The organism is Desulfobulbus sp., assembly GCF_031547805.1.
Classification (GTDB): Bacteria; Desulfobacterota; Desulfobulbia; order Desulfobulbales; family Desulfobulbaceae; genus Desulfobulbus.
The window spans coordinates 16,566-42,329 of sequence record NZ_JAVBRQ010000019.1 but is presented as its reverse complement, the minus strand read 5'-3'; the positions used below and the strand labels follow the sequence as shown (position 1 = coordinate 42,329).

The window sequence follows — 25,764 nt, the reverse complement described above, 5'->3', positions numbered from 1 at the left end:
TTTTGCTGTAGGAGCGTGCCATGAACAGACGTCCGTTGATTGCCGGCAATTGGAAAATGCACCTGACCGTCGCCGAAGCCGTGCGGCTTGCCCAGGCAGCCGCCGCCGCCAGTGGCGCCTGTCCGGACCGCGATGTCATGGTGGCCCCCGCCTTCACCGCCTTGGCCAAGGTCTGCGAAGCGGTCGGGGATACGCCGCTGCAAGTTGCCGCCCAAAACGTTGCCTGGGACAAAGAGGGTGCCTATACCGGCGAAATTTCGGCGCTCATGCTGACCGACCTCGGCGTTCGCCTGGCCATTGTCGGGCATTCCGAACGCCGCCAGATTTTCGGCGAGATCGATGCCATGATCAACCGCCGCCTGCTCGGAGCGCTGGCCGGCGGTCTGCAACCGGTGCTCTGCGTCGGCGAAACCTTGGAAGAGCGGGAATCGAACCGCACCTTTTCCGTGCTGGAGCGACAGATGCGGCAGGGCTTGCAAGGGGTGGCAAAAGAAGAGATGTTCCGGCTCGTCCTTGCCTACGAACCGGTCTGGGCTATCGGCACCGGTAAGACGGCCACCAAGGAGCAGGCCCAGGAGGTGCATGCCTTCCTGCGGCAATTCCTGGCAGATGCGTACGAGAAAAATATTGCCGATGCCGTACGGATACTGTATGGTGGCTCGGTTAAGCCAGAGAATATTGACAGTTTGATGGCGCAGCCGGATATCGACGGGGCGCTGGTCGGCGGCGCGGCTCTGAACGCCGAATCTTTTGACAGGATCATCCGTTTTCAATGACAACCCTACTGATCGTTGTTCATACCATTGTCTGCTTGTTTCTGATCTGCATCGTTTTGTTGCAGCACGGCAAGGGTGCGGATATCGGTGCAACGTTCGGCGGATCGAGCCAATCGCTGTTCGGCACCGAGGGCCCTCTTCCTCTGTTGAATAAAATAACGACGTTTGCCGCGATTGTCTTCATGGGGACATCGATCACCCTGGCCTACCTTTCCGCCCATAAGAGTTCGGGGACGATCATGAAAGACCTGAAGGTGCAGGAAGGACAAGCCCCGGCACAGCAACCGGCGGCACCGATCACTGTGCCGATGCCCGTTGCTCCGCAGACAACGAATGAGGCTCCGAAGGGGGCTGGAGAGCAGCCGGCGAAATAATAAGGGATAAGTTGCCGAAGTGGTGGAATTGGTAGACACACTATCTTGAGGGGGTAGCGGCCCACGGTCGTGCGAGTTCGAGTCTCGCCTTCGGCACCAAACTAAGGTCCAAAGAGTTCCATGGCAGCCCATTGACCCTGTTAAACCAGATGGTTTAACAGGGTTTTTTCTTGCCTTTTGCTTCGTTGGCATCCTCGGTTAAACCGGGTACAAAACAGGTTCATGTAAGAGGCAACAAATATCAGGAGGTACACGTGCAACACGTCGCGTTTCCGCTTTCCGGAGCATATGCTGGCACGACAACCTGCGGACGGCTTTGCGCCGGCAAAGAGAAAGCCGTGATCTTTTCCAACATGGACACTAACAACCAGGATGAATGGGTGCCGATCATCGAGGCCTTGCGCTCCAGAGGTTACATGCTGCTGACTTACGCCTATCCCTGCCAGGCGGACGATCAATCGGGTATTCTCCGCGATGCCGTGGCCTTCGTCCGCTCTGCCGGTGCCGAAAAGATCGTCCTCATCGGTGCGAGCAGGGGAGGAGTGGCATCGGTGAAAGTCGCCACCGAGGCCCAACCAGGCGACTGGCTTGCCGGCCTGGCCGCCATCTCGGCGCCCATCTCCTATGAAGGGGTCACGTTCTACCATGATGACGAACTCCGCCGAATACGGGTTCCCATGCTCCTCGTCAATTCCGAGCACGATATGTGCGCGGAAGGAACCTGCCGGATGCACGAAATCGTCGTCGCTTCCAAGGAATTGGTGCTCTATCCCGGAGCAGGCCACGGCACTGAGATCTTCAACGATAGCCGCGAAGCCCTGGTCGAACGACTGACGACATTCGTCGCGCGCGTGCTGTAGGTTCAAGAGAAGCGGTGTTCTGCTTTCTAGGCCGTGTCCCCCAACAAGATCTTGCGGTGCCGCTTCGAATAGATTTTTCCTCCGCATTATCTGCGTGAAGTGGCCCTGCTGATCCTCTGCGTTTGTTACGCGACAAACCTCAGCTCGGTCCGCTGAACGCCCCGCTCACCTGAAGGGACGAAACAGCGGCACCCTCTTTGTCCCGACTTCCATTGCCGATCGCGGCAATGGGTGCGTCAATCCATGCTTCAACGCTTGTGTGTCCGTCCAGCGAGAAAAACGAAACAGGTGGATATGGCGATTCTTTGCGGGTACCCGTCAAAGTGATTTGCCGCGATGCAAAAAAAGAGTTCCCTGGTCAACTCCTTTATAATAGAGGAATTCTATCGATAGCAGTGCACAGCTGCATTGTGCGTTGAGATCCCCTGCCACGACGACCCAGTTGTTTTCATTATCCTTAAACCAGGGAGCGAAACATGCGCCAGGCCGTTTGTACCGTTGGTCTCATTCTGTCCCTTGCCCTCGCGAGTTGCGGAACCGCACACCGGCCGAGCGCCGTCGATGCGGCTGGCGGCTCGCAGCCCTTCGAACTGACCGTGCTGCACATCAACGACCACCACTCCCACCTCGATCCGGAGCAGACCACCCTGCTGCTGGACACCGGCCACGGCAAGCGCGAGGCGGTGAACGTCGACCGAGGCGGCTTTGCCAAGGTGGCCGGCGCGATCAAGGCGCTGGAAAAAGGGTCCGCCCAGGTGCTCAAAATCCACAGTGGCGATGCCAGTACCGGCGATCTCTACTTTACTCTCGCCGAGGGCCAGGCCGACGCCGACCTGATGGAGACGGTCTGCTTCGATACCTTCACCCTGGGCAACCACGAATTCGACAACGCCGACGCCGGCGTCAAGAAAATGATCGGCTTCCTGCGCGCGGGTACGTGCGCGACCCCGGTTCTCAGCGCCAACGTCCGTTTCGGCCCTTCTTCGCCGATGCGCGACGCCGGGCTCGGCGAAGCCGTGGTCCCCTCAGTGGTGCTCGAGCGCGGCGGCCAGAAGATCGGCATCGTCGGGCTGACCGTGGCCGGCAAGACCAAGAACTCGTCCCGTCCCGATCCCGACACCATGCTGCTCGACGAGGCGACCGTGGCCCAGGCCGAGATCGACCGCCTCCGCAACCAGGGGATCGACAAGATCATCCTCGCGACCCACATCGGCTACCAGGCCGACCAGGCCCTGGTCAAGAAGCTCAGCGGCGTCGATGTGGTGATCGGCGGCGATTCACATTCGCTGCTCGGGCCGGAACAGCTCAAACGCTACGGCTTGACCCCCGAAGGCCCCTACCCGACCCGGAGTTCGGATCGGGACGGCAAGCCGGTATGCATCGCGCAGGCGTGGCAGTACGGCTACGTGGTCGGCGAAATGCGGGTGCGCTTCGACGCCAACGGCGAGGTCAGCGACTGTACCGGCACCCCCTGGTTGCTGATCGGCGATCAATTCAGCCGTGGAGGCCAACCGTTAAATCCGGAAGAGACCGCTGCCGTACGCAAGGACATTGCCGCCAGCGGCGTGTTGCGGATCACCCTGCCCGATCCCCGGGCGGAGGCCCTGCTCGCCCCCTATGCCCGGCAAAAGGAAGCGATGGGTGCCACCAGGATCGCCACTGCCACCGACAACCTGTGCCTGCGGCGGGTTCCGGGCAGCAAACGCGACCCCTCGCGTTCTTCCCTGGGCGATGCCTGCAACGCCAACGAACGGGTCAACGCCCATGGCGGCGACATGCAGCAGTTGGTTGCCGAGGCGTTTTTGCAGCAGGGCCGAACTTTTTTCAATGCGGATCTGTCGCTGCTGAATGGCGGCGGGGTCCGGATCGATCTGCGCAAGGGGCCGGTCACGGTCAAGGATCTGTACACGGTCCTGCCGTTCAAGAACACCCTGGTACAGCTCAACGCCACCGGCGCCGAGATCAAGGCGGCTCTGGAGGATGCGGTGGAAGGCGTGGTCGGCCCGGCGGCCAACACCGGCTGCTATCCCTATGCCGGTGGTTTGCGCTGGCAGGTCGATCTGACCAAGCCCGCGGGGGCGCGATTCTCCCATTTGGAAATCCGGGCCGCCGACGGCAGCTATCGGCCCCTTGACCCCAAGGCGACCTACAAGGTGATCACCATCTCCTTTCTTGCCGACGGCAACGATGCCTTCACCGCGCTGAAAAGTATTACCGGCGAGCGCCGGGTCGAGGTAGGGCTCGATTACGCCGAGGCGTTCCTCCGCTATATCGAAAAGCTGCCGGGCGAACAAAAGGAACTGCGGCCCTTGCCGGTCAAGGAGTACAGTACCCAGCGGTTCATCGACCGGTGACGGCTGGCGCCGCCGAGCAGCGGTATGGTTGGTGGGCGTGGTCCGAATGCGTTCGGACGCTCGGGCGCGGTCCGGACGGAGTCGGAAGCGGCGGCGGGGAAAACGATGGCCTATTACGGCACGTTGGAATTAGAGGAAATTATCCTCAAACTTATCCGCCCAGTTCAGAGCCCGGAAATAGGCGTCGATCATGGTCTCCGGCGAGATGCCGAGCTGTTGGAGATAGTTGGCGCATTCGTGGAATTCGCCTCTTTCGTAGGTGGTGATCGCCTGAAGATAGGGCGCCAGCGGCCCGGTCCGCGTGTTGAGGGCGTTTTTCAGCTCGTCGGTGAGCGGCAGCTTGGCGGTGAGTTCGGCCATGGGCATGTCGAGCATGGCATCGAGCAGGGAGAAGAGGCCGAGGAGGAAGAGTTGGGATTCGTCGATCTGCTCCTTGCGGAGCGCGCCCACAAGCTGGCAGAGCCGCGCCCTGACCATCGACAGCCGCATCAGTTCCGAGGGCTTGCCGGCCGAGATTTCCGAGGTGGCGGCCAGGGAAATAAACTGGCGGACCCCACTTTCCCCCAAATAGGCCAAGGCGTAGCGGACTGAGGTCACCTTGCTGACCAGCGAATAATAGGCGGAATTGAGGTACCGGAAGAGCTTGTAGGAAAGCGAGACGTCCGGTGCGACCAGCCGTTCGATCTTGCGCAGATCGACCTCCGGCAGGCAGGCCTCGGCCAGCAGATTGAGCAGGACGATCTTCGAGGTGTCGATGGTCTTGTTTTTGAGCACCTCTGGCTTGTCGAGGAAATATCCCTGGAAATAATCGAAGCCGAGCGAAAGCGCGAGCTGGAATTCCTGGTAATTCTCGATCTTTTCGGCCAGCCAGGCAACGTCCGGATAGCATTTCATCCGGGCCATGTCTTCTGCCAGGCGTTCCCGGTCGACCGCCTGCAGGTCGACCTTGACGATGTTGACCAGGGGAACGAGCTGTTCGGACTGGGCGTTGAAGTCGAAATCGTCCAGGGCCAGGGTGTATCCCTGTTCCTTCAATTCCGTGCAGGCCGCAAAGACCTTGGGCGACGGGAGGATGGATTCGAGAATTTCGACGATACAGCGTTTCTGGGGCAGCTGGAGCGGGGTTTTTTTCAGGAGGTGGTTTTCGGTAAAATTGATCAGGGCTCGATGGGGGCCGGTGATCGTATCCAGACCGATATTGAACAGGACATGGGCCAGAACGGTATGGGTGGCCTCGTCGCTGTCGATCTCTTCGGGAAAGATGTTGACCATGCTCGACCGAAAAAGCACCTCGTAGGCGAAAAGACGCTTCTGGCGGTCGAAAACAGGCTGTCGCGCAATATAAACATACATCGTCTGTACATGCCCTACGGTGGAAAGGCAGCCGAACAACGGTGCTGCGTACCGGCTCGGCGCTCCAATTCTCCAAGCCGATGTTATTAACGATATCGTAATGTTATCAAAGGAGAAAGCATTTTTCTCCAAAACGGAAAAATTCTTCGTCCCGCTTGGAAGGAGCGCCTTGCCGGCCTGCACCCTGGGGCGGATACAGGCTGACGGCGGAGGCGTTCGGTCCGCTTTTACGCGTTATTTGAAAAAGGCCAGCAGGGCGTGCAAGGTGGTCAGGGGATGGGGGGGGCAGCCGGGGATATAGAGATCCACGGGGACGAGCGTGTTCAGATCGCCGATGATTTCTTCCGATCCGTAAAAAGGGCCGCCCGAGATGGCGCAGCAGCCGCTGGCGATGACCACCTTGGGGGCCGGCACGGCGGCGTAGGTATCGAGCAGGGCGGTACGCATGTTGCGGGTGATCGGTCCGGTGACGTGGATGCCGTCGGCATGTCGGGGCGAGGCGACGAAATCGATGCCGAAGCGGGAAAGATCGAAAAACGGGGTGTTCAGCACGTTGGTGTCGGCCTCGCAGGCGTTGCAGCCGCCGGCCGAAACCTGGCGGAGCTGGAGCGAGCGGCCAAACAGCTTCTTGAAATGGGCCTTGGCCTGGCTGGCCAGATCGGGCAGGGCGCCCTTGAGGATCAGATCCTGGCGGCGGGCGGCACCCATCTCGAAGTTGTTGCTGAAACGGACAAAAGCCCCGTCGTCCACCTGGCCGCAGGCGCCGCAAAAAGTGCAGCGGCCCAAATCGATGGTTTGTTCGTCGGCCGAGATCGCCTCCTGCGGGCAGAGATCCGCGCATCGGCGGACAATGGCCGGGTCGCAGGCGGCATTGATCTCGGGCAGGCCGCGAAACCGGGCCGAAAGGCGCGCCGGCCGCTTGGGATACGGGCTGGTGCGGTAGCCCTGGTCCAGCCTGGTGGCGATTACCTTCAACATGCCGCACTCCTGTCGATGTGGCCGGCCTCGGCCGGTTGCCCTTTGTCCATCTTGGTCCCCTTACAGGTCGAAGCCGCAGTAGCTGAGATTGAAACTCTTGTTGCAGAGCGGAAAATCGGAGATGGCCTGGTTGCGCAGGGCCATGGCCAGTCCTGTCCAGTTGTGGAAGGAAGCGTCCTTGACCTTGTACCGCAGGGGCGCTCCGTTGTTGTCGGTGAGCAGGCAGTGGGACACCTCGCCCCGCCACCCCTCGTTGAGGGTGACCACGAAACTCGCCGGCGCAAGGCTGTGCTCGGCCTGGAGCACCGGCCGGTAGGCCTCCTCAGGCATGGCTAACAGCCGTTCGATCAGGTCGAGCGAATGCATGATCTCGTCGCGCCGGACCATGGCCCGACTGTAGACGTCGCCGTTGGTCGCCCAGTTGGTGTTGGCCGGCAATTCTCCGTACCGCTCGGTGGGGAAGAATTCGCGCACGTCGTATTCCAGCCCGGAGGCCCGGCCGCAAGGCCCCACCAGGCCCAATCGGTCGGCCGTGTTTCGCGTGACCGTGCCGGTGTATTCGAAACGGGCCAAAACGGTGTGGGCCGAGAAGAGCAAATCGCAGACCTGCGCGAGTTCTTTTCGCAGTTCGTCGATCTTCAAGCGGATGATCCGACGCTGCTCGGCCCCGGCCACCTGGGTGACGCCACCCGGACGCACCAGGCTCTTGCCGAAACGGTTGCCGCTCAACTCCAGCAGCAGGTTGAGAAACTCGCCGCGGATACGGCCGAAATAGGCCGCGGGCGGGTTGAAGGCCACATCGCCGCTCAGGGCGCCGAGATCGCCGATGTGGTTGGCCAGTCGTTCCAATTCCAGGGCCATGGTGCGCACCGTGCGGGCGCCCGGCTCCACCTCCAGCCCGGCCAGGGCCTCGATCGCCTGGCAGCAGCAGAGGTTGTGGCCGATGGCGGTGTCGCCGGCAATGGATTCGCAGAGCACGGGCCAGCGCCGTTGCGGCACCGAGGTCAGCAGCCGTTCCACCCCCCGGTGCTGGTAGCCCAGCTGGATCTCCAGGTGGAGCACTTCCTCGCCGGCGCATTGAAAACGAAAGTGGCCCGGTTCGATGATGCCGGCATGCACCGGCCCGACTCCCACCTCGTGGATGGCCTCGCCCTCGACCCGATAGTAGTCGTAGTTGCCGGGGATATCGACCCGGTAGTCGTTGCCGAAGACATCGGGCAGGCCGGTCGCGTTGGCGTGGTAACGCACCATCTTCAGCCAGGGGTGCCCGTTGGGGCGCAGGCCGTATTGCTCGGCGATCTCCCGCTCGAACAGGTGGAACTTGGTGCCGCCCATCAGGGTCAGCGAGGGGAAATCCCGCTCCACCTCCGTTTCCACCACATGGAGATCGCTGTTGCGGAGCACGGCCAAAAGCCGCATCCGTTCCCCTTCGGCATAGGCGAAGAACTGGACGATGTAGCCGTTGCAGCGGACAAAGTCGGTCAGGATCCGCAGGAAACGGGGGAAATCGACCCGGGGAATCCGGCTGCGAGGCACCGCTTCGCCGTTCCCGATCCGGAGAGGGCTATCCATGGACGGTGCCTCCGATCATGGCAATGGTGTTGACGATGGTCCGGTACAGCGGCTCGGGCATCCAGATGCAGAGCAGCACCGAGGTCAGCAGCAGGGCCAGCGGCGGTATGGTCCGCACCGGCTGTTCCTGCACCAGCACCTCGTTCCGGACCGGGCCGAAGGCCATGGCGGTGGCGATCCGGGCGAAGCCGGCCACCACCAGCAGCAGCGCGGCGACGAACAGGCCGGCGGCCACCGGGTGCCCGGTTTGGAGGGCCCCGATCAGGATCATCAGTTCGCTGACAAAGATGCCGAACGGCGGCAGGCCGGAGATACCGATGAAGCCGGCGAAGAAACCGAGAAAGGTTCGGGGCAGCAGGCGGGCCATGCCGCCGCATTGGGCGGCCAGCTTGGTGCCGAAACCGAGCACCAGGTTGCCGGCCGAAAGAAAGAGCGAGGACTTGAGCAGCGAGTGGTGGATCAGATGGAGCATGGCGCCGTACAGGCCCAGGCCGCCGACCCCGATGCCGACGGCGATCACCCCCATGTTCTCGATGCTCGAGTAGGCGAGCATCCGCTTGTAATCGGGCTGGTTGAGGATGAAGACCCCGGCCACCACAATGGACAGAAGGCCGAAGCCGATGAGCAGGTTCCCGGAAAAATCGCCGAGCCCGGCCAGGACCAACAGGCAGTGCACCTTGTAGATGCCGAGGAAGGCACAGTTGAGCAGCGCCCCCGAGAGCAGGGCCGAGGCCGGGCTGGGGGCCTCGCTGTGGGCATCCGGCAGCCAGGTGTGCATCGGCGCCAGGCCCATCTTGGTGCCGAAGCCGATGAGCACGAAGATGAAGCCGGTCCGCAGCCAGAGCGGATCTAGCTGGCGGGCGGCATCGTTTAAGGCCGAGAAGGTCAGCGGCACGTCGATGCCGGGCCGGTCCATGGACAGGGTGACGAAAAAGAAACCGAGCAGGGCCAGGGCGATGCCGACCGAGCAGATCAGCACGTATTTCCAGGTGGCTTCCAGGGCTTTTTTTGAGCGGTTGATGAAGATGAGAGGGGCGCTGGCCAAGGTGGTGGCCTCGATGGCGATCCACAGGACAACGGGGTGGTCGGCCAGGGCGGCCATGCTCATGGTGCCGAGGAACAGCTGCATGCAGCCGAGAAAGATCGGCTCGCTGTGCATCTCCTGCTCCCGCATGTAGAAAATGCCGTAGGGCGCGATGCAGCAAAAGATGAACGAGGTCACCAGCAGCACCAGGATCCCGGCCGGGCTGTTGCCGAAATAGTGGGGCAGATGCGGGGCCGGGGCCAGCAGCCAGCAGAGGACGGTCAGCAGCAAATGGAGCAGGGCCACCGTCACCAGCATGGCGCGGCCCAGCCTGACCGGCAGGAACAGGGTCAGTAAGCCGGTGAACAGCGGCAGGGAGAAAATGGCTTCCAGCATGGTCAATCCTTGAGTTGCTCGAGATAGGCGGTGTCGACGTCGTCGAAGGTGCGGTTGATGTTGTGCAGGATGATCCCCATGATCATCACCCCGACCAACAGATCGAGCAGGACACCGAACTCGACGAGATAGATGCTGTGCGACTGGCTGGTGAGCGCCGTTCCCACCAGGTAGATTCCGTTTTCCAGCATCAAATAGCCGATGACCTGGGTGATGGCCTTGGTGCGGCTCATCATCAGAAACAGGCCGCCGCCCAGGGTGGTGATGGCCGTGACCAGGAGCAGGGTGGCTTTGTCGGTCGAGGGAATGCCCAGGTGGCGGGTGATGTAGGCCGACAGCAGGATCAGGCCGAGGCCGGCGACCAGCGAGGCGTGGTAGCCGACCAGCGGCTCGACTTCCCGCTTGATCGCTACCCTAGTCACCGCCGTGAACAGCAGGACCGGGATGAGGACCGCCTTGACCAGGAACATCAGCTGAAAGAAGAAAATGCCTTCGTGGCTGAGCGAGCTGTGCTTGTCGAGCAGCAGGGGGGCAACGGACACCATGGCGCCCTGCAGGGCCATGATCTTGACCAGGGCCATCATCCGGCTGGAGGCCAGCGACAGCAGAACCGACAGCAGGGTGATGACCAGGACGACATCGATGCTGGTGACCATCAGGCAATCTCCAGGGTGAGGATAATGGCGAAAAAGACCAGGGCGAACGAGGTGAGAATGTATTTGGGCACCATGTCCATCTTCAGGCGGGCGGTGATCGATTCGGTGATGCCGATGGCCACGTAGACCACGGCCATCATGCCGTAGAAAAACAGGATGTTGGCCAAGGGGCCGGCAAGGTCTGCGGGTTTGAGCAGGTCGGCGATCAGGGCGGCGTAGAGGAAAAGCTTGTAGAAGGCGCCGAGTTCGATCAGGGCCAGGTCCGGGCCGCTGTGATCGAGGATCATCACCTCGTGGATCATGGTCAGCTCCAGGTGGGTGGCGGGATCGTCCACCGGCACCCGGGAGTTTTCGGCGAGCAGGAGCATGAACAGGGCGACCACCGCCAGAATGAGCAAGGCCCCCTGGGGACCGGTGATCGAGATCGGCTGGCTGCCGGTGAAGTAGCCGCCCAGGCTGAGCGAACCGTTGAGGCGGAAGAAGAGGATCAGCACGGCGAAGACCGCCGCTTCGGCCAGGGTGCCGAAAAAGGCCTCCCGGGCCGCGCCCATGCCCTCGAAGGGCGAGCCGGTGTCCAGGGCCGCGGCGATGGTGAAGAAGCGGCCGAGCCCCAGCAGGTAGAACAGGACGATGACATCGCCGTGGAAAGAAACCAGGGGCGCCAGGCCGGCGAAGGGAAAAAACAACAAAACCGCGATCGCGGCCGCGCAGCCGACCAGGGGCGCCAGGCGGAAGACGAAGGTGGTGGTGGTGCTGTAGACCGAGCCCTTGCGCAGCAGCTTGATCAGGGTCCAGTATTTGATTAAAAGCGGCGGCCCTTTCTTGCCGGCGAACAACGCCTTCACTTTCAGGATGAGGCCGGGAAAGAGCGGGGCCAGCAGCAGGGCCAGGCCGAGGGAGAGAACGGATTCCATGACGTACCTTCTCGGAGCTAGACCGTCAGCAGCAGGACGGCGATGGTCAGGACGATGTAGCCGATATACAGCTGGATGTGGCCGTGCTGAATCCAGCGCAGTTTGTCCGCGATCAGCAGGATTGGCGCGACCAGCAGGCGGCGGAGCCCGATTTCGGCCCAATCATCCACCTTGCTGGCATAATGGACCGGATCGGGAAAAATCTTGGCGATCGGGCTGCGCTTGGTGTGGATCTTGACGAAGGGGCGGTGGAACTCCACCATTTCCCGGGCATAGGATGTGCCGGTGTATTGAATCCGGGCGGTTGGCCGGGTAAAGCCGCAGCCCCAGGTGGCGGCGCGGGCGATCGGCTTGGCGCGGTAAACGCAATGGCGGCAGAGGGCGAGCACCAGCAGCACCGCCAGGAAAATCCGGGTGGCCAGGGCCAGGTTGCCCGGCAGGGAGCCGAGCAGGGCAGGCTGGCTGGCCGCTGGCAGGGCCAGATCGCTCAGGCCGTGGAGGGCCAGGCGGATGAACGGCTCGGGCCAGAGGCCGATCGCCAGGCAGGCCAGCGCCAGGACGACCATGGCCGCGCGCATGGACAGCCCCGCCTCGGTGACCGTGGCGGGCAGGGGACGGCGCGGCTCGCCGAGGAAGACCATGCCCGCCGCCCTGGTGAAACAAGCCGAGGCCAGACCGCCGATGAGCGCCAGGGCAAGGATGGCGGCCATGGCGAGCAGTCCATCCGGGCCGTGGAGGCGCACGCCCTGGAACGCGGCGAAATAGATGAGCAATTCGCTGACAAAGCCGTTTAAGGGCGGCAGGCCGGCAATGGCCACCGAACCGGTGAGAAAGGTTCGGCCGGTGACGGGCATCCGCCGCATCAGGCCGCCCAGCTGATCGAGGTGGCGGATGCCGGTTTGCTGGATCACCGCCCCGGCCCCCATGAACAGCAGCGATTTGAACAGGGCGTGGTTGAACACGTGCAACAGGCCGCCGGCAAAGCCGAAGGCGGTCATCGTCTGGTTGCCCGAGGCGATACCCACCATGCCCAGGCCGCAGCCGATGAGCACGATGCCGATGTTCTCGATACTCGAGTAGGCCAGCAGCCGTTTGATGTCGCTTTTGCCGAGGGCATAGGCCACCCCGAGCACACCGGAGACCATGCCCAGTCCGAGTACGGTCCGACCCAGGATCGGCGCCGGGTCGTCGATGAGGAAATAAAAGCGCAGCAGCCCGTACACCCCCATCTTGATCATCACCCCGGACATCAGGGCCGAGACATGGCTGGGCGCGGCCGGATGGGCATGGGGCAGCCAGATGTGCAGCGGCAGGATACCGGCCTTGGAGCCGAAGCCGGCCAGGGCCAGGAAAAAGGCGGCGAGCTTGATCGCGTGCGGGGCCTGCGACCATTGGGCAAAGGCAAAGGCGCCGGTGGCCTGGAAGAGCAGGCCGAAGGCAATGAAGAGCAGCAGGGCGCCGGTCTGGGTGAAGAGCAGGTAGAGGGTGGCCGCCTTCCGGCTCTCCTCGTGCTCGTGGTCGTACAGCACCAGGAGATAGGAGGAGAGCGACATCAGCTCCCAGGCCAGAGCAAAGGCCGGCAGGTTGTCGGCCAGGGTGACCAGGACCATGGCCGCGGTCAGCAGGCTGAAGCAGAACAGGTGCGCGCCTGCCTGCCAAATGGGGGCGTCACGGTCGAGATAATGGTAGCCGTAGAGCGCGATCACCGGGGCCAGGAGGAAGATCGGCGCGAGAAAAACCGAGCTCAGCGAGTCCAGGGCAAGCGACAGGGGCAGGGTGTGCAGCCAGGTGCATGAAAAAACGGGAGCAATCCCCTGGCCCCAGGTCCGGGCGAGCGCGGCCAGCCCGGTCAGGCAGCCGGCGGTCAGGAGGATGAGGTGCACGATTCTGGCGCAGGCGGGCCGGCGCAGCAGCGGCAGGGGCGCCAGGCCGGCGGCCAGAATGAGGCCCAGGGCTGTCAATAAAAGTTCCATGGCAAGGTACCGGTCATGCCGGCGCGGGGTCGAAGGAAGACAAGATCCCGGTCGGGACGCTCCGCCGGTTCAGGCGCGCGGCAGGGCAGCGGGGCGTGGCCGGGATCGGCGGGAGCAACCGGGAAATGCAAGGGTGTGGAGAAGGCGTGCATAAGACGATTGAGTGGCGGCAACATATCCGAGACCGGCAAGCCGAGATCGGCCGGCCGGGGAGGGAATTTAACTGGACGCGGAAAAAAGGGACATGAAATCCACCGGGAAACAACGGGGCTTGGTGCAAAAGCGGGGGAAGGCCTCGTCACCGAAGCCCCGTGTCCTTACAGCAGGTCATCGTTCAAAGAAAAAGCCGTACCAGGGGCTGTCCGGGTTATCGGCGGTCCCCATGTCGACGATCTGGCAGTCGTCGGTCTTCTGCTGCATGCTCCGTTGCCAGGCCAGGGCCTCGTCTTTGGAGGAGAAAGGACCGACAGCGGTCAACGGGGCGGCGCGCAGCCCCAGGTTCTCGTATAATTTATCCACCTTGTCCTGTTGCTGATGGATACCGATCATCATGGTCATGGAACACCTGTGTCTTGGGTCGTTGATGGCATTTGGGGATTTTTGTCCTCAAACCAAATGAAAATGCACAATTCGTGCCCAAATGCCGTGTGCGGTTGCGGAGTCGTTGCTGGGTCGGCAGACATTAAATAGCGAACGCAGAAAAAATCCATTTATTGGCCGGATATGCGGCGCAAGCGGCGGAACGGTCGGCCGGTGGGCAACGTGTTCCCCGCCGATGTCTCCCCATCGCCGCATGGCCGCAAGCAAGGTCGTTGGTGAGGAAGACGGCGAAACAGCGCTGATATCGATAGTCGGTCGGTGTTGGCGGGCCAGCGTCGCGCTTGGGGATGCTGACCATTTTTCCGGGGCAATTTGTCCCTGTGGGGCAAAACGCCCCGCATCGGGCTAGGCGCCGAAGAGACCGGGAAACACCACCGACGGCGAGGATTCCGGTTCGTGCTGGTGGTGCAGCTTTCGGTAAAGGGTCTTGCGATCGATCTGGAGAATCTGGGCCGCCAGGGTCCGATTGCCGCCGACCATGGCGAGGACATGGTGCATGTATCGGTGCATCATCTCCGCCATCGGCACCAGTTCGCCCGGGCTCGGCAGCCCCGGCGCGGAAGAGGCCGGTTCGTGCCGGAAGGAAAGAATGCGCTCGGGGAGGTCGTCGGCGATGATTTTCCGGTGGTTGGTCAGGGTGACCGCGTGTTCCATGGCGTTGCGCAATTCCCGGACATTGCCCGGCCAGCGGTAGGCCAGCAGTTTGTGGGCGGTGCCGTTGGCCATGCCGGTGATGTTCTTGCCCTGGCGGGAGGCGTAGAGTTCGATGTATTTCTCGGCGAGCAGCAGGATGTCCGTGCCCCTGGTACGCAGCGGCGGCACCTGGACGGTGATCACGTTCAGGCGGTACAGCAGGTCTTCGCGGAAGGTGCCCTCGGCCACTGCGGCTTCGAGATCCCGGTTGGTGATGGCGATCACCCGCACGTCCAGGGGCTTTTCGGTGGTGCTGCCCAGGGGCCGAACGCAGCGGTCCTCGAGCACGCGCAGCAGCTTGGGTTGGAGGGACAGCGGCAGTTCGCCGATTTCGTCGAGGAGCAGGGTGCCGCCGTTGGCGGCCAGAAACAGGCCCTTGTAATCGGAATGGGCGCTGGTGAAGGCCCCTTTGACATGGCCGAACAGCTCGCTTTCCAGCAGGGATTCGGGCATGGCCGAACAGTTGATGGCCACCAGGGGCTGCTGGGCGCGCCGACTGTACTTGTGGATGGCCCGGGCGGCGAGCTCCTTGCCCGAGCCGCTTTCACCGGCGAGCAAAACCGACGCCTCGGAATCGGCAATCCGGAGCAGCTTGGAGAACAGGGCCTGCATGACCTGGCTCTCGCCGATCAGTTCGTCGAACGAACGGGTCCGCTCCAGGGCCTGGCTGAGCTGTTTGACGCTTTCCTGCAGCCGGCGGTGGTTGATCGCCCGGGCCAGGACCAATTCGAGCAGGTTGATGTCGAAGGGCTTGGTGATGAAATCGTAGGCCCCGGCCCGGATGGCGGCGATGGCCGCTTCCATGCTGCCGAAAGCGGTCATGATCACCACCGGGATCTCCGGCCAGCGGGCGGAAAGTTCCCGGCACAGTTCAAAACCGTTGAGGTCGGGGAGGTTGATCGCGGTCAGGATGACGTCGACCGAATCGCTGGTCACCGCGGCCAGGCCCTGGTGGCCGCTGGTGTGGAGGGCGACGGTGCATCCCAGCAGCGACAGGCGCATGCACAGCATCTGCGCCAGCTCTCGGTCGTCTTCGATGATGAGGATTTTTCCGTCCATTGCGTCGATGTGTCCCTGGCACGCGTCCGTTCGCTCAGACCCCTTCCAAGTCCTTAGGCCCGTTCCAAATTGACGGTGCGCCTGCCGATCCGGTAGGCGCCGTTTTTGGACAGCAGGCGGCCGACCAGGGACTCGGGCACATCGACCAGGGTGTGGTTGCTTTCAATCCGGATCTTGCCCAACTGGCCGGAATTGACGCCGGAATAGTGAGCCAGCGAGGCCACCACGTGATTGACGCCGATGCCGTCCGCGCGGCCGATGTCGAGTTTGAGCGGCACCATGTCCTTGTCGCGCTCCGGCCGTTTGCGGGCCGCCGAGGACGGGCCGGCGTGGGTATCGCGGCGGAAGGTCCGCTCGCCTTTCCGCTCGCGCGGGCGCAGCTGTTCTTCCTTGATCGGGGTGAGGGGTTCGATCGGCCGTTTTTTCTCGTCGCTCCGGGCCAGTTTCAGGGCGGCGGCGGCAACGTCCTCCGGCTGATGGCCGGTTTGGATCAGCATGTCCACCACCTCCCGCTCACGGCGGCAGCGGCCGCGCCGGATCCACACCTCCAACTGTTCCATCAGCAGGGCCTGGCGGTGGTTCTCGATCTGCTGGATGCTGGGCAGCTCCGCCTTTTCCAGCCTGAAGTGGGTGTATTCCTCGATCCGTCGCAGCTGCCAGCGGTCCCTGGGGGTGAGCAGGGAGATGGCAATGCCGTCCCGTCCCGCCCGCCCGGTGCGGCCGACGCGGTGGACATAGACTTCCGGGTCGTCGGGGAGATCGAAATTGAAGACATGGGAAATGTCGTCGATATCCAGGCCGCGGGCGGCGACGTCGGTGGCCACCAGCACCTTGATCTGGCCGTTGCGGTAACGGGTCAGGACCTGGATGCGGGCCTCCTGGCTGAGATCGCCGTTCAGGGCCTCGGCGGCAAAGCCGCGCGCGGTCAGCTGGTTGGCCAATTCGCCGGTGCCCAGCCGGGTGCGGACAAAGATCAGGGCGCTGTCGATGGTCTCCATCTCGAACAGCCGGGCCAGGGCCGCTATCTTGTCTTGCTGGTTGACCAGGTAGTAGCGCTGGACAATGGTGGCGCCGGTCAACTGCTTGGGGGTGATGGACACCGATTCCGGTTCGCGCAGATAGCGGGCGGCCAGCTCCTGGACCCGCTTGGAAATGGTGGCGGAAAAAAGCATGGTTTGGCGCTCGGCCGGGGTGCGTTCGAGGATGCGCTCGATATCCTCGATAAATCCCATGCTGAGCATCTCGTCGGCCTCGTCGAGGACCACGGTGTGGACCGTGGAAAGGTCGAGCGCGTCCTGGTCGGCCAGGTCGAGCAGGCGGCCGGGGGTGCCGACCACCACCGCGACCCCCTGGCGGAGGCTGCGGAATTGCTGCTGGTAGGATTGGCCGCCGTACAGGGCGAGCACCGCGATGCCCCTCTGCCGGCCATAGCGGTCGAGGGAATCGGCCACCTGGATGGCCAATTCGCGGGTCGGGGCCAGCACCAGGGCTTGGATCTTGCGGCGGTCGGGATCGATCCGGTGCAGCAGGGGCAGTCCGAAGGCCGCGGTCTTGCCGGTGCCGGTCTGGGCCTGTCCGATCAGGTCCCGGCCGTCGAGCAGCAGGGGGATGGCGGTCTGTTGAATGGGGGTGGGGTCGGTGAATCCGAGCTCGGCAACGGCGTGCATCAAGTCGGGGTGCAGGCCGAAATCGGCGAATGTGGCAGTCATCGGGGTCCTCCTCTGGGCGATGTGGTGACGATAATCTTGGGGTTGGGTAATGCCTTGCGGCGGTTGTCCCTGTTGTCCGTTAACAGATGACCCCCATCCAAGAAGAGAAGAGCCCGACTGTCAAACCCGGCCGCGCCCGACTTTGCCAGGCAAAGATCGAGGATTTCGCGGACGTCTACAACAAAAAAGGCCTGACCGAAAGGGTCAGGCAACCATCCTGTGCCCGGCTGGGCCGCGACAGGATCAAAACGCAGGTCAGATAGCACGGAACATACAGCATATGGCCTGCAAACGCAAGCAATCGTCGCTGGTGCCGGGGCAAGTCGATCGCTCCGCGAACCGACGGCGGCGGCCCGTGCCGCCACGGCCTGCCCGCCGCGCAACTCCGCACGTCGTACCACGGCGACAGGCCTTGCAAATGGCAGGAGATGGCAGAAAGACGATGCGAACAGGAAAACGGGAGCGATCCGGCTCGTGCTGCAAGCGACCGCCTTCTCCGGTCGTGCCGGCCGGGCTACAGTATTGCGCTTTGGCGGGAAAGGCAAGGGCAGGACGAAAAGGCGGTAAAACAGGCTGGTTCAGCGCGGGCCGCAGGCGTCGGCCAAAGCCGGCAAGGTGCGGAGGACATCGCCCTGGAACAGGAAATCGCCCCGGCCGACAACGGTGCCCAGGGAGGGTTCCCGGTTGAATTCCATGATCCGGCCGCCGTGTTGCCGGACCAGAGCGGGCAGGGCCGCGGCCGGATAGACCTGGGCCGAGGTGCCGATCACCAGCAGGAGGTCGCAATCGGCCAGACAGTCGTGAATGGCATCGAGGTCACGGACCGCTTCGCCAAAGAGCACCACGTTCGGCTTCAGCGGAAAGCCGCACATGGCGCAGCACGGGATATCGGTTGCGTCCAGGTGGCCGGGGAGCAGCGGCACGATCGCCCCGCATTGCAGGCAGTGGAGATGCTGGTGGTCGCCGTGGATTTCAAAGACCCGGCTGCTGCCGGCCTGCTGGTGGAGATTGTCGATGTTCTGGGTCACCACGGCCTGCAGCCAGCCCTGGCGTTCGAGTTCGGCCAAGGCCTGGTGGGCGGCGTTGGCCCGCTTGCCGACCAGCACCTTGCCCAGCGCCCGGAACAGCTCCCAGGCCTTGGCCGGGTGACGACGGAATACCTCGATGGTGGCGTATTCCTCCGGGGAAAAGACGCTCCATAGTCCGCCCGGACTGCGGAAGTCGGGGATACCGCTGCCCACCGAGATGCCGGCCCCGGTCAGGGCCACTGCCTTGCGTGCGGTTTTTAGCAGACCGGCGGCCTCGCAATAGGCCTGGCCGCCGGTCTCGGTGACGATCGTTTGCTTGGGGGATGTCGGCATGGTTCAGTGGAGGAGCGGGTTGCTCCGAGGCGAAGGGGCGGGGCGCCCGGCACCAATATCGACGAAAGTACCGCCGATCAGGGCACCCGGTTGATAATGACAGACCCTGATCAGCCGCTCGACCTCGGGCGCGCCGGCATCCGGCCGGTAATTGACGACGAGCCAATCGTCCCGCTTGATGGGGAGCGGGTCGGCGATGGCCAGCAGCAGACCCTTGGGCGAGTGATCGACGATCGCGCACTGCCGGGCCCGGTTTTTGGGGGTGGTCAGGGCCCGCAGGCTGCCGGGAATATCGGACTTCTGCCGATAGTCCTGGCGGAATTCCAGGTCGACTTCAAAGCTCTGGGAACAGGCGCAATCGACCCGGATGGAATGTTTCCTGGACTTCAGTTCGGTAACCGAGAAGGTCTCGGTTCGGCCGCAGGCCCTGCATTTGATGGTGACCATTTCCTTGCGGCTGACATAGTATTTCTGCCGTTTTAAACCGTGCTCGGCCGTGCTGGCCGTGGGGCGCTTGGGTGTTGGCATCATGGCGGTATCCTCCAATCCTTGGGAGCACTACTCTTGGTATTTTTATAGATAATATTGCCTACAAAATACGCACGATCTCCCTGTTTTGAAGGGGGCGTTCCATCTTGGCCGCATTTTTTTGCCAACCCCGGCGAAAGTCGGACAGAGAGGCCGCTAGGGGGTCTTTTGCACAAAAACCTCCCGGTACACCCGGCGGTATTGTTCGATGGCGTTGGGGTCCAGCCAGCGTTCGTAGGCGGCCCGGTAGCGCTCGGAGGGGCGCTGCTTGACGAGGATGGCATTGATCCTGTCGATGACGGCCCTGCCCCAGGGGGTTTTCGAACACCCCACCGAGCTCAGCCACGAATCGTAGCCGCTTTGATTCTCCTCGATCGACAGGGTGAGCAAACGGTCCCTGATCCCCATCTGTTCCGCCTGGAACAGCGCTTCGTCGGGCAGGGCGACAATGCCGTCCAGCCGGCCTTTCATCAGCATCTTGAACAGGTTGCGCGACAGCTCGAGGCCGGTGATTTCGAGGATATTGCACCCCCCACGGTAGGTATCAAGGATCGCATCGGTGTCCATGCCGTAGGAGCGGTCCTTGTTCACCCCGATCATCATGTTCTTGGCGCGCAGCACCTCGGCCAGCCGTACCGTGGTCTTGCCGCCGAACTGGGGCAGCGATTCCTTCTTGATGATGATCACCGCCGGCAGGGTCAGGAAGCTGGGGATGGAAAAATACATGAATTCTTCCCGTTCCGGGCTCCGGAACAGACCGGCGCTGCACACCTTTTCCCCTTGCTTGAATTTATAGAAATGGCGGCTGACGTTGGTGATCACTTCCTTATGCTCGTAGTCGGCCAGTTCGCTCTGGATGATCCGGGTGATGACGTCGCCGTAGCCCTGGTCCTTGAAGGCGCCCTCTTGAATCAGGTACGGCGGCATGGCGGCTTCCATCCAGGTGATCGAATCCTTGGCCCCTGCCGGCGCGGCCAGGGCCAGTACCGGACAGACGAGTAGGACCAGGGTCAGGGAAAAAAGACGGAACGCCATCGAGTGCCTCCCGAAACCGGTGGAATTGCGGCCACCCGCCACGGGCGGCACGAATGCGCACAAGCATCACAACCTGTTTTTGTAATGAATTGTTCCGGCGGCTGTCAAGCGGAGACACGGGCCAGCGGCCGTGCACCATAACGGCTCGGCCTCGTGGCGTTGCCGCGTTGCGTTCGTAGGCGCGGCTGAGGGTTTATCCTGTCCGGCCAGGCGGGAGCACCGGGTCGGGATGCAGGCTTTGATCCCGGACGGCGGTGAGCTGGCGGTCGACCGCACCCTGAATGAAGAAGAGGCGGAGCAGCAGCCAGGTATAAGCCAGGACCGCGAGCACGGCGAACACGGGCTGGAAATAGCCCAGCGGGCACAGCACCAGCACGGTCAGCCAGTGGAGCAGGATGACCTGGCGGGAATGGAGTTGCAGGGGGAAATCGCCGTGGCGGCCGATCACGGCCAGCCCGCTGAGATTCCAGCCGTAGAGGGCGGTGAAGGCGTGGAGGCGGAGCAGGGGATGGCTGATTTCCGGGGTGTACCAGCTTGAAAAAGAGAGCAGGATGTAGGAGATGCCGGTGAGCGAGGTGACCAGCAGAAACAGGATGCCCGAGGTCAGGTAGGCCTTCTGCTGCAGCGGGATGCCCTCGTGCCAGTACAGGAAAAAGATGTAGGCCACGGTCACGAACAACAGGCTGGCGATCGCCACCTGGGAGGTGAACATGCCGGCCAGGATGAAGCCGAAAAAGACGATCACTCCGAGATTGACGGTCCAGAAGGCGGCCTCCTTGAGCACCCGGGTGAGGGGGAGCGCCTCCTTCTTCATCAGGCTGAAGATGACCGACATGGAGATCAGGGAGACGGGAAAGGAAAAGCCGAGAAAAAAGGTGTCGAGCCGGAGTTTCTCGATGGCGAACCAGTGCAGGTAGATCGAGTTGCAAATCACCGGGCTGGAAAGAACCAGGCCGCAGGAAAGGCAGAGCAGGGCGGCCTGGTGGAATTTGCGCGCGACCGGTTCGTGGCGGTCGAAGAGCGCCCGCGGCAGCAGGCTGCCGAAATGGTCGATCCGCGCCCGTTCCACCAACCAGGCCAGGGGCAGGGGAATGATCGTCGCTAACAGGTACCACTGCATGAAGGCGCAGATCGAGAAGGCCAGGGCCAGGGTCAGAAAGAGCAGGGTGCGACGGGTCAAGACCGGCCGGCCCTCGGTGTAATACATCAACAGAGTGCCGCCGCTGCACAGGTTGAACAGGAAAATGTGGAGCCGTTCGAAGTTGATGGCCGCCGGAGGCACCAGGTGGTGGAGAAAGCCGCAGGCCAGGGCGGTGGTCATCATGGCCACCAGGATGGTTTTGAATTGCCAGTTCACTGCTCAACGCTCCGGGGGATTGCGTTCACATCTGCCGAGAAGGTGGCGCAGGGCCAGGTCGAGATCGGCATGGCGGAAGGCGTAGCCGGATTGCTGCAATTTGTCGGTGGCCACTCGGCATCCGCCCAGTAATACCTCGGAAGCCATCTGGCCGTAAAGGGATTTCAAGACAAGGGCCGGAATCGGCGGCAGCAGGGGGCGGCTGGTCGCCTGGGCCAGGCTGTGCATCAATTGGCGGTTGGTCACCGGATTCGGCGCGGCGATGTTGACCGGTCCGGCCAGGGTGTCGCGGGTCAGGGCGTGGAGGATGGCACCGACCATGTCGTTGATGGAGATCCAGCTGAGGTACTGGTCGCCGCTGCCGAACCGCCGGGGAAAACCGAGCATCGAGGAGGCAAGTAGCCGCCTGAGGGCGCCGCCCCTGGGGGTGAGCACCACGCCGATGCGGAGAAAGACGGTGCGGATGCCGGCCGCCTCGGCGGGCTGGGCCGCATGCTCCCACAGGGAGCAAACGTCGGAGATGAAATCGGCGCCGGCCCGATCTTCCTCGCGCATGCAGCAGTCGAGGCAGTTGCCGTAGAAGCCGACCGCCGAGGCGCTGAGCAGCACCTTGGGGCGGACCGGCAGCCCGGCCACGGTTCGGGCGATCAGGCCGGTTCCCCGGACCCGGCTGTCGATCACCCGTTGCTTTTTCGCCGCGGTCCAGCGGCCCTCGCCGATGTTGTCGCCGGCCAGGTGGATCACCCCGTCGAACGGCGGCAGGCCGGCGAGGTTGAGCGCGTCTTTTTCCGGGTTCCAGTAGATTTCCCGTTGGCGCCGGTCGGGCTGGCGCCGGACCAGGGTCCAAACCTCATGGCCGCCGGTGGTCAGCAGGGGAATCAGGGCATTGCCGAGCACGCCGCTGGCGCCGCTGATCAGCACCCGCAACGGGATACGGCTGCATTGCCGGTGCAGGAGCAGGTCGTCGCGGAGGGTGGCGTGACGGTAGCGAAAAATCCGTTCCAGGGTCCGCTCGACCATCCGGACGGCACAGCCGGGCAACACGGCCTGGCCGGGCAGGGCAAAATCGATTTGGTCCTCCAAGCGGGCGCCGTCCGGGGTGTCGGCGAACCGGTGGGTGTGGGTCCAGCGGGCAAAGGGGCCGCGCTCCTGGATATCGCGGAACAGGATACCGGGCACATCCTCGATGTGGCGGGCGTGCCAGTGGTAGGGAAAGGGGCCGGCCCGCATGGCCATGACCACCCGGCCGCCCGGCTCGATGCCGCCCTCGCGGGCCACGACCCTGGTGGGTTCCCACGGGGGGACGAGCCGTTCCAGGGCGCCGGGCCGGCTGTGCCATCGGTAGAGTTCCTCGGCGGAACAGGGGAAAAGGGAGGTGGCAAGAAAACGATGCTCAGTCACCGATAATCTCCCGCAGGGCCGCCGGCAGGTCCGGATAGGTGAACAGGTAGCCGCTGTTGATCAGTCCCTGGGGCAGCGCCTTCTGTCCCTGGAGCAGGGAGCGGCCGAACTCGCCCAGCAGTCCCATGGCAAAGGCCGGAGCCGGCAGGCAGGCGGGACGGTGGAAGGCCGCGCCCAGCTGGCGGGCGAACTCTTTCTGCCGCACCGGCTGCGGCGCGGTGAAATTGAAGGGGCCCTTGCATTCCTCGGCGCCGAGGAGAAACACCACGGCGTTGACCAGGTCGTCGAGATGAATCCAGGGAAACCATTGCCGGCCGTTGCCGATCGGCCCGCCGAGGCCGAGTTGAAAGGGGATGCGCATCGTGGCCATGGCCCCGCCGTCCTTGCCCAGGACCACGCCGAAGCGCATCAATGCCACCCTGGCGCCCTTGTCGGCCGCCCGCCCGGCCTCGGCCTCCCAATCCCGGCAGACCCGGGCCAGGAAATCGCTGCCCGGCTCGCTGGCCTCGTCCTTTTCGCTTTCGCCGCCGTCGCCGTAGTATCCGGCCGCCGAAGTGCTGAGCAGCACCGTCTCGGTGGTTTCGGGCAGGGCGTCCACCAGGTTGCGGGTGGTGAGGATCCGGCTGTCGCGGATCGCCTGTTTATAGCGCTCGGTCCAAAGGTTGAAGACCGACCGGCCGGCCAAGTTGACCAAGGCGTCCTGTTCGGGCACCAGCCGTTGCCAGTCGCCGGGCCGGGTCGTGTCGGCCACGACGTGAACGAGTTGCGGATGCGGGGCGGGATGGTGACTGACGCTGCTGCCGATGACCGTGACCTCGTGGCCCGACTCCAGCAGCCGCCGGCTGACAGCGGTGCCGACAAAGCCGGTGCCGCCGGTGATGAGTATTTTCATGGGAACCTCCGTACGCGATTGTTGACCGTGCTTTCCTGTTGAGCACCATAAACATCCCGCCGCTGCCGGGCAAAGGGGCCGGCCGGTTCGGTCCGCGTTATTTGATGAAAAAGAGCACGATTTCGATGGCGATCAGGGCGATGATGATCCATTCCAGCATGCTCGAATGGCTGTGCTTCTGCTCGTCGGCCATCATTGCCAGCAACTCCTGGATCATTTCCAGCCGGTTTTTCAGCACCGTGGCCCGGGGCGCGATTTCCAGATAGCGCGACAGGGCCAGGTAGTACTGCTCCAATTCCGGATATTCCCAGATGAACTCCGGGGTGTCCAGGAGATTGAACTGAAGGATGATGCGCGATTTTTCCAGGTACACCCGGCCGCGCTCCCTGGCGAGTTTGGCGCGCGGCATGGCGATCGAGCCTTTTTTCGCCAGGGCCTCGGGAATGTACATGGTCTGCTTGATCATCTCCTCGATCGACGACTCGAAAAAGGCCAGCTTGGTCGACTGGGCCAGGGCATGGCCGAGCGACAGGCAGGTGAGTTCGGCCAGGTCGTCGAGCTCGATCACGTCGTTGCGGATGCGGATGCCCGCTTCATCGCCGCGCCGGTATCCCAGTTCTTCCTCGACCGGGGTTTCCAAAGGCGCGACCGCGTATTTGCGCAGCAGATCGACGAGCCGTTTTTCCGCCTCGTAGTCGTACCGGAAGAGGACCGCGACGCCGTAATCGAAAATAAAGGCGTGGACGCCGTCGTCCTGCGCAAGGCGGATAACGTTGCGCATCCGGGTGGCGTGGGGCTGCCGGGAGAGGAATTCGGAGAGCGCCTCGAACTGGAAGCGCTCGGCCAGACACAGGGCGCGGAGTTTGTCCATGGATGCGATGGGCGGCCGCCGCGAACCAAGGCGGCAGGGGCGTTCAGCCCGCAGGAGGTTGTTCGGTGCCGTTGGCGGCGGTCTTCTGTTGCAGTTCCGGATAGTATTTTTCGATGCAATCGGGGCAGATGCCGTGGGTGAATTCGTTGGCGGCCCGTTCCTGGACGAACTGCTTGATGTCGTTCCAGAAGGCGGGGTCCATCCGGATCTGGCGGCAGGAGGCGCAGACCGGCAGAATGCTCTCCAGGTAGCCGATCCGGGTGAGCAGCTTATAGGTGTGGCGAATGATCAGGCCGCCGACAATGGCGATGACGATGCTTTCGAAGGTGGATTCCCGCCAGTTGATCGGGGTGGCGACGCTGCCGAGCAGGAGATGGGGAATGTCGAGAATTTCGTCGAACCAGGAGAGGGCGATGACGAACAGAATGGCGGCGGATTCGTACCAGCAGACCTTTTTGGCGATCAGGTTGGTTGTATGCTGTTCCATGGGGCGGGCATCCTCGGCGTATCGACTTTCGGGAAAACCGGCCGTCGCATCCGGGGCGGCGGGCATCCGATGGCAAAAAACCGCTGGCAGGCGATCCGGCCCGTGGCGGAACGGATCGCCCCATCATACTGCGTTTGCCCCTCGATGCACAGGGGAAAAGCGCGGCGCGGCCAGCCCGGGCGGCGCTGCACCGCCGTCCGTCCTTACCGGCCGTCGACGTGGCTGATGACGATCCGAGGCGCATCCAGAGGGATGATTTCGGGTTGCAGTCGCCGCAGCTCGTCGACCTGCCAGTCGCCGCTCCGGTCCAGGAGCGCCAGGGCCTCCTCCCGGGAGGCCGCCAGCACGACCACGTCGGCCTGAAGGTAGTTTTCCTTGCGGATGTGCGGCTCGTCGAGCATGGACCAACTGGAAAAATGCTTGCTGTGGCGCCAGACAAAAAGATGCATGGGATCTCCGGAGGTTGAGGCGGGTGGAAAACGGCTGGAAGGCGCATGCGATTGCCCCACTGTACCCCGATGCGGCCGCCGGAGCAAACCTC

General features: G+C 63.2%; 23 protein-coding genes and 1 tRNA gene. 5 read left to right on the top strand and 19 right to left on the bottom strand.

Annotation, left to right across the window (positions count from 1 at the left end; genetic code table 11):
- Positions 1-20 precede the first annotated feature (20 nt).
- The 5 genes from tpiA (at position 21) to RMR13_RS07030 (ending at position 4,364) form a co-directional block, all read left to right on the top strand.
- A complete protein-coding gene (gene tpiA, locus RMR13_RS07050; RefSeq protein WP_310599933.1) occupies positions 21-776 on the top strand; it encodes a triose-phosphate isomerase in 756 nt (251 codons plus the stop codon).
- Positions 773-1,150, top strand: a complete 378-nt coding sequence (secG, locus tag RMR13_RS07045) for a preprotein translocase subunit SecG (RefSeq protein WP_310599932.1) — start codon at positions 773-775, stop codon at positions 1,148-1,150. The genes tpiA and secG overlap by 4 nt, the downstream gene beginning before the upstream one ends.
- Positions 1,151-1,163: 13 nt before the next feature.
- Positions 1,164-1,249 (top strand) — tRNA-Leu (locus RMR13_RS07040).
- A gap of 239 nt (positions 1,250-1,488) precedes the next feature.
- Complete coding sequence (locus RMR13_RS07035; protein WP_310599931.1) at positions 1,489-2,010, top strand: hypothetical protein; 522 nt, start codon at positions 1,489-1,491, stop codon at positions 2,008-2,010.
- Between the two features lie 476 nt (positions 2,011-2,486).
- Positions 2,487-4,364: a 5'-nucleotidase C-terminal domain-containing protein gene (locus RMR13_RS07030; RefSeq protein WP_310599930.1), complete on the top strand. Its 1,878-nt coding sequence runs from the start codon at positions 2,487-2,489 to the stop codon at positions 4,362-4,364.
- A gap of 129 nt (positions 4,365-4,493) precedes the next feature.
- On the opposite strand, the gene RMR13_RS07025 is transcribed toward RMR13_RS07030, so the two are convergent.
- The 19 genes from RMR13_RS07025 to RMR13_RS06935 form a co-directional block, all read right to left on the bottom strand.
- On the bottom strand, positions 4,494-5,717 hold the full coding sequence (locus tag RMR13_RS07025; protein ID WP_310599929.1) for an HDOD domain-containing protein: 1,224 nt from the start codon (positions 5,715-5,717) through the stop codon (positions 4,494-4,496).
- A gap of 234 nt (positions 5,718-5,951) precedes the next feature.
- Positions 5,952-6,695 carry a hydrogenase gene (locus RMR13_RS07020; RefSeq protein WP_310599928.1) on the bottom strand — a complete coding sequence of 248 codons (744 nt, stop codon included), beginning with the start codon at positions 6,693-6,695 and terminating at the stop codon, positions 5,952-5,954.
- A 60-nt stretch (positions 6,696-6,755) separates the two neighbouring features.
- Positions 6,756-8,267: a hydrogenase gene (locus RMR13_RS07015; RefSeq protein ID WP_310599927.1), complete on the bottom strand. Its 1,512-nt coding sequence runs from the start codon at positions 8,265-8,267 to the stop codon at positions 6,756-6,758.
- Positions 8,260-9,687: a proton-conducting transporter membrane subunit gene (locus tag RMR13_RS07010; protein WP_310599926.1), complete on the bottom strand. Its 1,428-nt coding sequence runs from the start codon at positions 9,685-9,687 to the stop codon at positions 8,260-8,262. The genes RMR13_RS07015 and RMR13_RS07010 overlap by 8 nt, the downstream gene beginning before the upstream one ends.
- A 2-nt stretch (positions 9,688-9,689) precedes the next feature.
- Positions 9,690-10,343 carry a hydrogenase gene (locus RMR13_RS07005; RefSeq protein WP_310599925.1) on the bottom strand — a complete coding sequence of 218 codons (654 nt, stop codon included), beginning with the start codon at positions 10,341-10,343 and terminating at the stop codon, positions 9,690-9,692.
- The gene (locus tag RMR13_RS07000; RefSeq protein WP_310599924.1) at positions 10,343-11,257 is read right to left on the bottom strand and encodes an NADH-quinone oxidoreductase subunit H; all 915 of its coding nucleotides are present in this window, start codon (positions 11,255-11,257) and stop codon (positions 10,343-10,345) included. Before RMR13_RS07000 ends, RMR13_RS07005 begins: the two co-directional genes overlap by 1 nt.
- 17 nt (positions 11,258-11,274) lie before the next feature.
- On the bottom strand, positions 11,275-13,230 hold the full coding sequence (locus tag RMR13_RS06995) for a proton-conducting transporter membrane subunit (protein ID WP_310599923.1): 1,956 nt from the start codon (positions 13,228-13,230) through the stop codon (positions 11,275-11,277).
- 327 nt (positions 13,231-13,557) lie between these two features.
- Positions 13,558-13,788, bottom strand: a complete 231-nt coding sequence (locus tag RMR13_RS06990; RefSeq protein ID WP_310599922.1) for a hypothetical protein — start codon at positions 13,786-13,788, stop codon at positions 13,558-13,560.
- A gap of 387 nt (positions 13,789-14,175) precedes the next feature.
- Positions 14,176-15,582, bottom strand: a complete 1,407-nt coding sequence (locus RMR13_RS06985; protein ID WP_310599921.1) for a sigma-54 dependent transcriptional regulator — start codon at positions 15,580-15,582, stop codon at positions 14,176-14,178.
- Positions 15,583-15,635: 53 nt separating this feature from the next.
- Positions 15,636-17,291, bottom strand: coding sequence for a DEAD/DEAH box helicase (locus RMR13_RS06980; protein WP_310599920.1), 1,656 nt, complete (start codon positions 17,289-17,291; stop codon positions 15,636-15,638).
- Between the two features lie 578 nt (positions 17,292-17,869).
- Positions 17,870-18,652, bottom strand: coding sequence for an NAD-dependent deacylase (locus RMR13_RS06975; RefSeq protein WP_310599919.1), 783 nt, complete (start codon positions 18,650-18,652; stop codon positions 17,870-17,872).
- A 3-nt stretch (positions 18,653-18,655) separates the two neighbouring features.
- Entirely contained in the window at positions 18,656-19,183 is a 528-nt protein-coding gene (locus RMR13_RS06970) for a hypothetical protein (protein WP_310599918.1), read from the bottom strand.
- 153 nt (positions 19,184-19,336) lie between these two features.
- Entirely contained in the window at positions 19,337-20,215 is an 879-nt protein-coding gene (locus RMR13_RS06965) for a TIGR02285 family protein (RefSeq protein WP_310599917.1), read from the bottom strand.
- 193 nt (positions 20,216-20,408) lie between these two features.
- Complete coding sequence (locus tag RMR13_RS06960) at positions 20,409-21,572, bottom strand: hypothetical protein (RefSeq protein ID WP_310599916.1); 1,164 nt, start codon at positions 21,570-21,572, stop codon at positions 20,409-20,411.
- Between the two features lie 3 nt (positions 21,573-21,575).
- Positions 21,576-22,973: a TIGR01777 family oxidoreductase gene (locus tag RMR13_RS06955; protein ID WP_310599915.1), complete on the bottom strand. Its 1,398-nt coding sequence runs from the start codon at positions 22,971-22,973 to the stop codon at positions 21,576-21,578.
- Entirely contained in the window at positions 22,966-23,865 is a 900-nt protein-coding gene (locus RMR13_RS06950) for a TIGR01777 family oxidoreductase (RefSeq protein WP_310599914.1), read from the bottom strand. Before RMR13_RS06950 ends, RMR13_RS06955 begins: the two co-directional genes overlap by 8 nt.
- A 97-nt stretch (positions 23,866-23,962) precedes the next feature.
- Positions 23,963-24,736, bottom strand: coding sequence for an RMD1 family protein (locus tag RMR13_RS06945; protein WP_310599913.1), 774 nt, complete (start codon positions 24,734-24,736; stop codon positions 23,963-23,965).
- 43 nt (positions 24,737-24,779) lie between these two features.
- Entirely contained in the window at positions 24,780-25,223 is a 444-nt protein-coding gene (locus RMR13_RS06940; RefSeq protein ID WP_310599912.1) for a hypothetical protein, read from the bottom strand.
- Between the two features lie 203 nt (positions 25,224-25,426).
- Positions 25,427-25,672: a hypothetical protein gene (locus RMR13_RS06935; protein ID WP_310599911.1), complete on the bottom strand. Its 246-nt coding sequence runs from the start codon at positions 25,670-25,672 to the stop codon at positions 25,427-25,429.
- Positions 25,673-25,764 lie beyond the last annotated feature (92 nt).

Bases quoted from the DNA above. Each gene is read 5' to 3' on its own strand.
- RMR13_RS06965 (WP_310599917.1), bottom strand. From the start codon at position 20,215: ATGGCGTTCCGTCTTTTTTCCCTGACCCTGGTCCTACTCGTCTGTCCG.
- RMR13_RS07025 (WP_310599929.1), bottom strand. From the start codon at position 5,717: ATGTATGTTTATATTGCGCGACAGCCTGTTTTCGACCGCCAGAAGCGT.
- RMR13_RS06940 (WP_310599912.1), bottom strand. From the start codon at position 25,223: ATGGAACAGCATACAACCAACCTGATCGCCAAAAAGGTCTGCTGGTAC.
- RMR13_RS06985 (WP_310599921.1), bottom strand. From the start codon at position 15,582: ATGGACGGAAAAATCCTCATCATCGAAGACGACCGAGAGCTGGCGCAG.
- RMR13_RS06995 (WP_310599923.1), bottom strand. From the start codon at position 13,230: ATGGAACTTTTATTGACAGCCCTGGGCCTCATTCTGGCCGCCGGCCTG.
- RMR13_RS06980 (WP_310599920.1), bottom strand. From the start codon at position 17,291: ATGACTGCCACATTCGCCGATTTCGGCCTGCACCCCGACTTGATGCAC.
- RMR13_RS07005 (WP_310599925.1), bottom strand. From the start codon at position 10,343: ATGGTCACCAGCATCGATGTCGTCCTGGTCATCACCCTGCTGTCGGTT.
- RMR13_RS06935 (WP_310599911.1), bottom strand. From the start codon at position 25,672: ATGCATCTTTTTGTCTGGCGCCACAGCAAGCATTTTTCCAGTTGGTCC.
- RMR13_RS06990 (WP_310599922.1), bottom strand. From the start codon at position 13,788: ATGACCATGATGATCGGTATCCATCAGCAACAGGACAAGGTGGATAAA.
- RMR13_RS06970 (WP_310599918.1), bottom strand. From the start codon at position 19,183: ATGATGCCAACACCCAAGCGCCCCACGGCCAGCACGGCCGAGCACGGT.
- RMR13_RS07015 (WP_310599927.1), bottom strand. From the start codon at position 8,267: ATGGATAGCCCTCTCCGGATCGGGAACGGCGAAGCGGTGCCTCGCAGC.
- RMR13_RS07000 (WP_310599924.1), bottom strand. From the start codon at position 11,257: ATGGAATCCGTTCTCTCCCTCGGCCTGGCCCTGCTGCTGGCCCCGCTC.
- RMR13_RS06945 (WP_310599913.1), bottom strand. From the start codon at position 24,736: ATGGACAAACTCCGCGCCCTGTGTCTGGCCGAGCGCTTCCAGTTCGAG.
- RMR13_RS06975 (WP_310599919.1), bottom strand. From the start codon at position 18,652: ATGCCGACATCCCCCAAGCAAACGATCGTCACCGAGACCGGCGGCCAG.
- tpiA (WP_310599933.1), top strand. From the start codon at position 21: ATGAACAGACGTCCGTTGATTGCCGGCAATTGGAAAATGCACCTGACC.
- RMR13_RS06950 (WP_310599914.1), bottom strand. From the start codon at position 23,865: ATGAAAATACTCATCACCGGCGGCACCGGCTTTGTCGGCACCGCTGTC.
- RMR13_RS07030 (WP_310599930.1), top strand. From the start codon at position 2,487: ATGCGCCAGGCCGTTTGTACCGTTGGTCTCATTCTGTCCCTTGCCCTC.
- secG (WP_310599932.1), top strand. From the start codon at position 773: ATGACAACCCTACTGATCGTTGTTCATACCATTGTCTGCTTGTTTCTG.
- RMR13_RS07020 (WP_310599928.1), bottom strand. From the start codon at position 6,695: ATGTTGAAGGTAATCGCCACCAGGCTGGACCAGGGCTACCGCACCAGC.
- RMR13_RS07010 (WP_310599926.1), bottom strand. From the start codon at position 9,687: ATGCTGGAAGCCATTTTCTCCCTGCCGCTGTTCACCGGCTTACTGACC.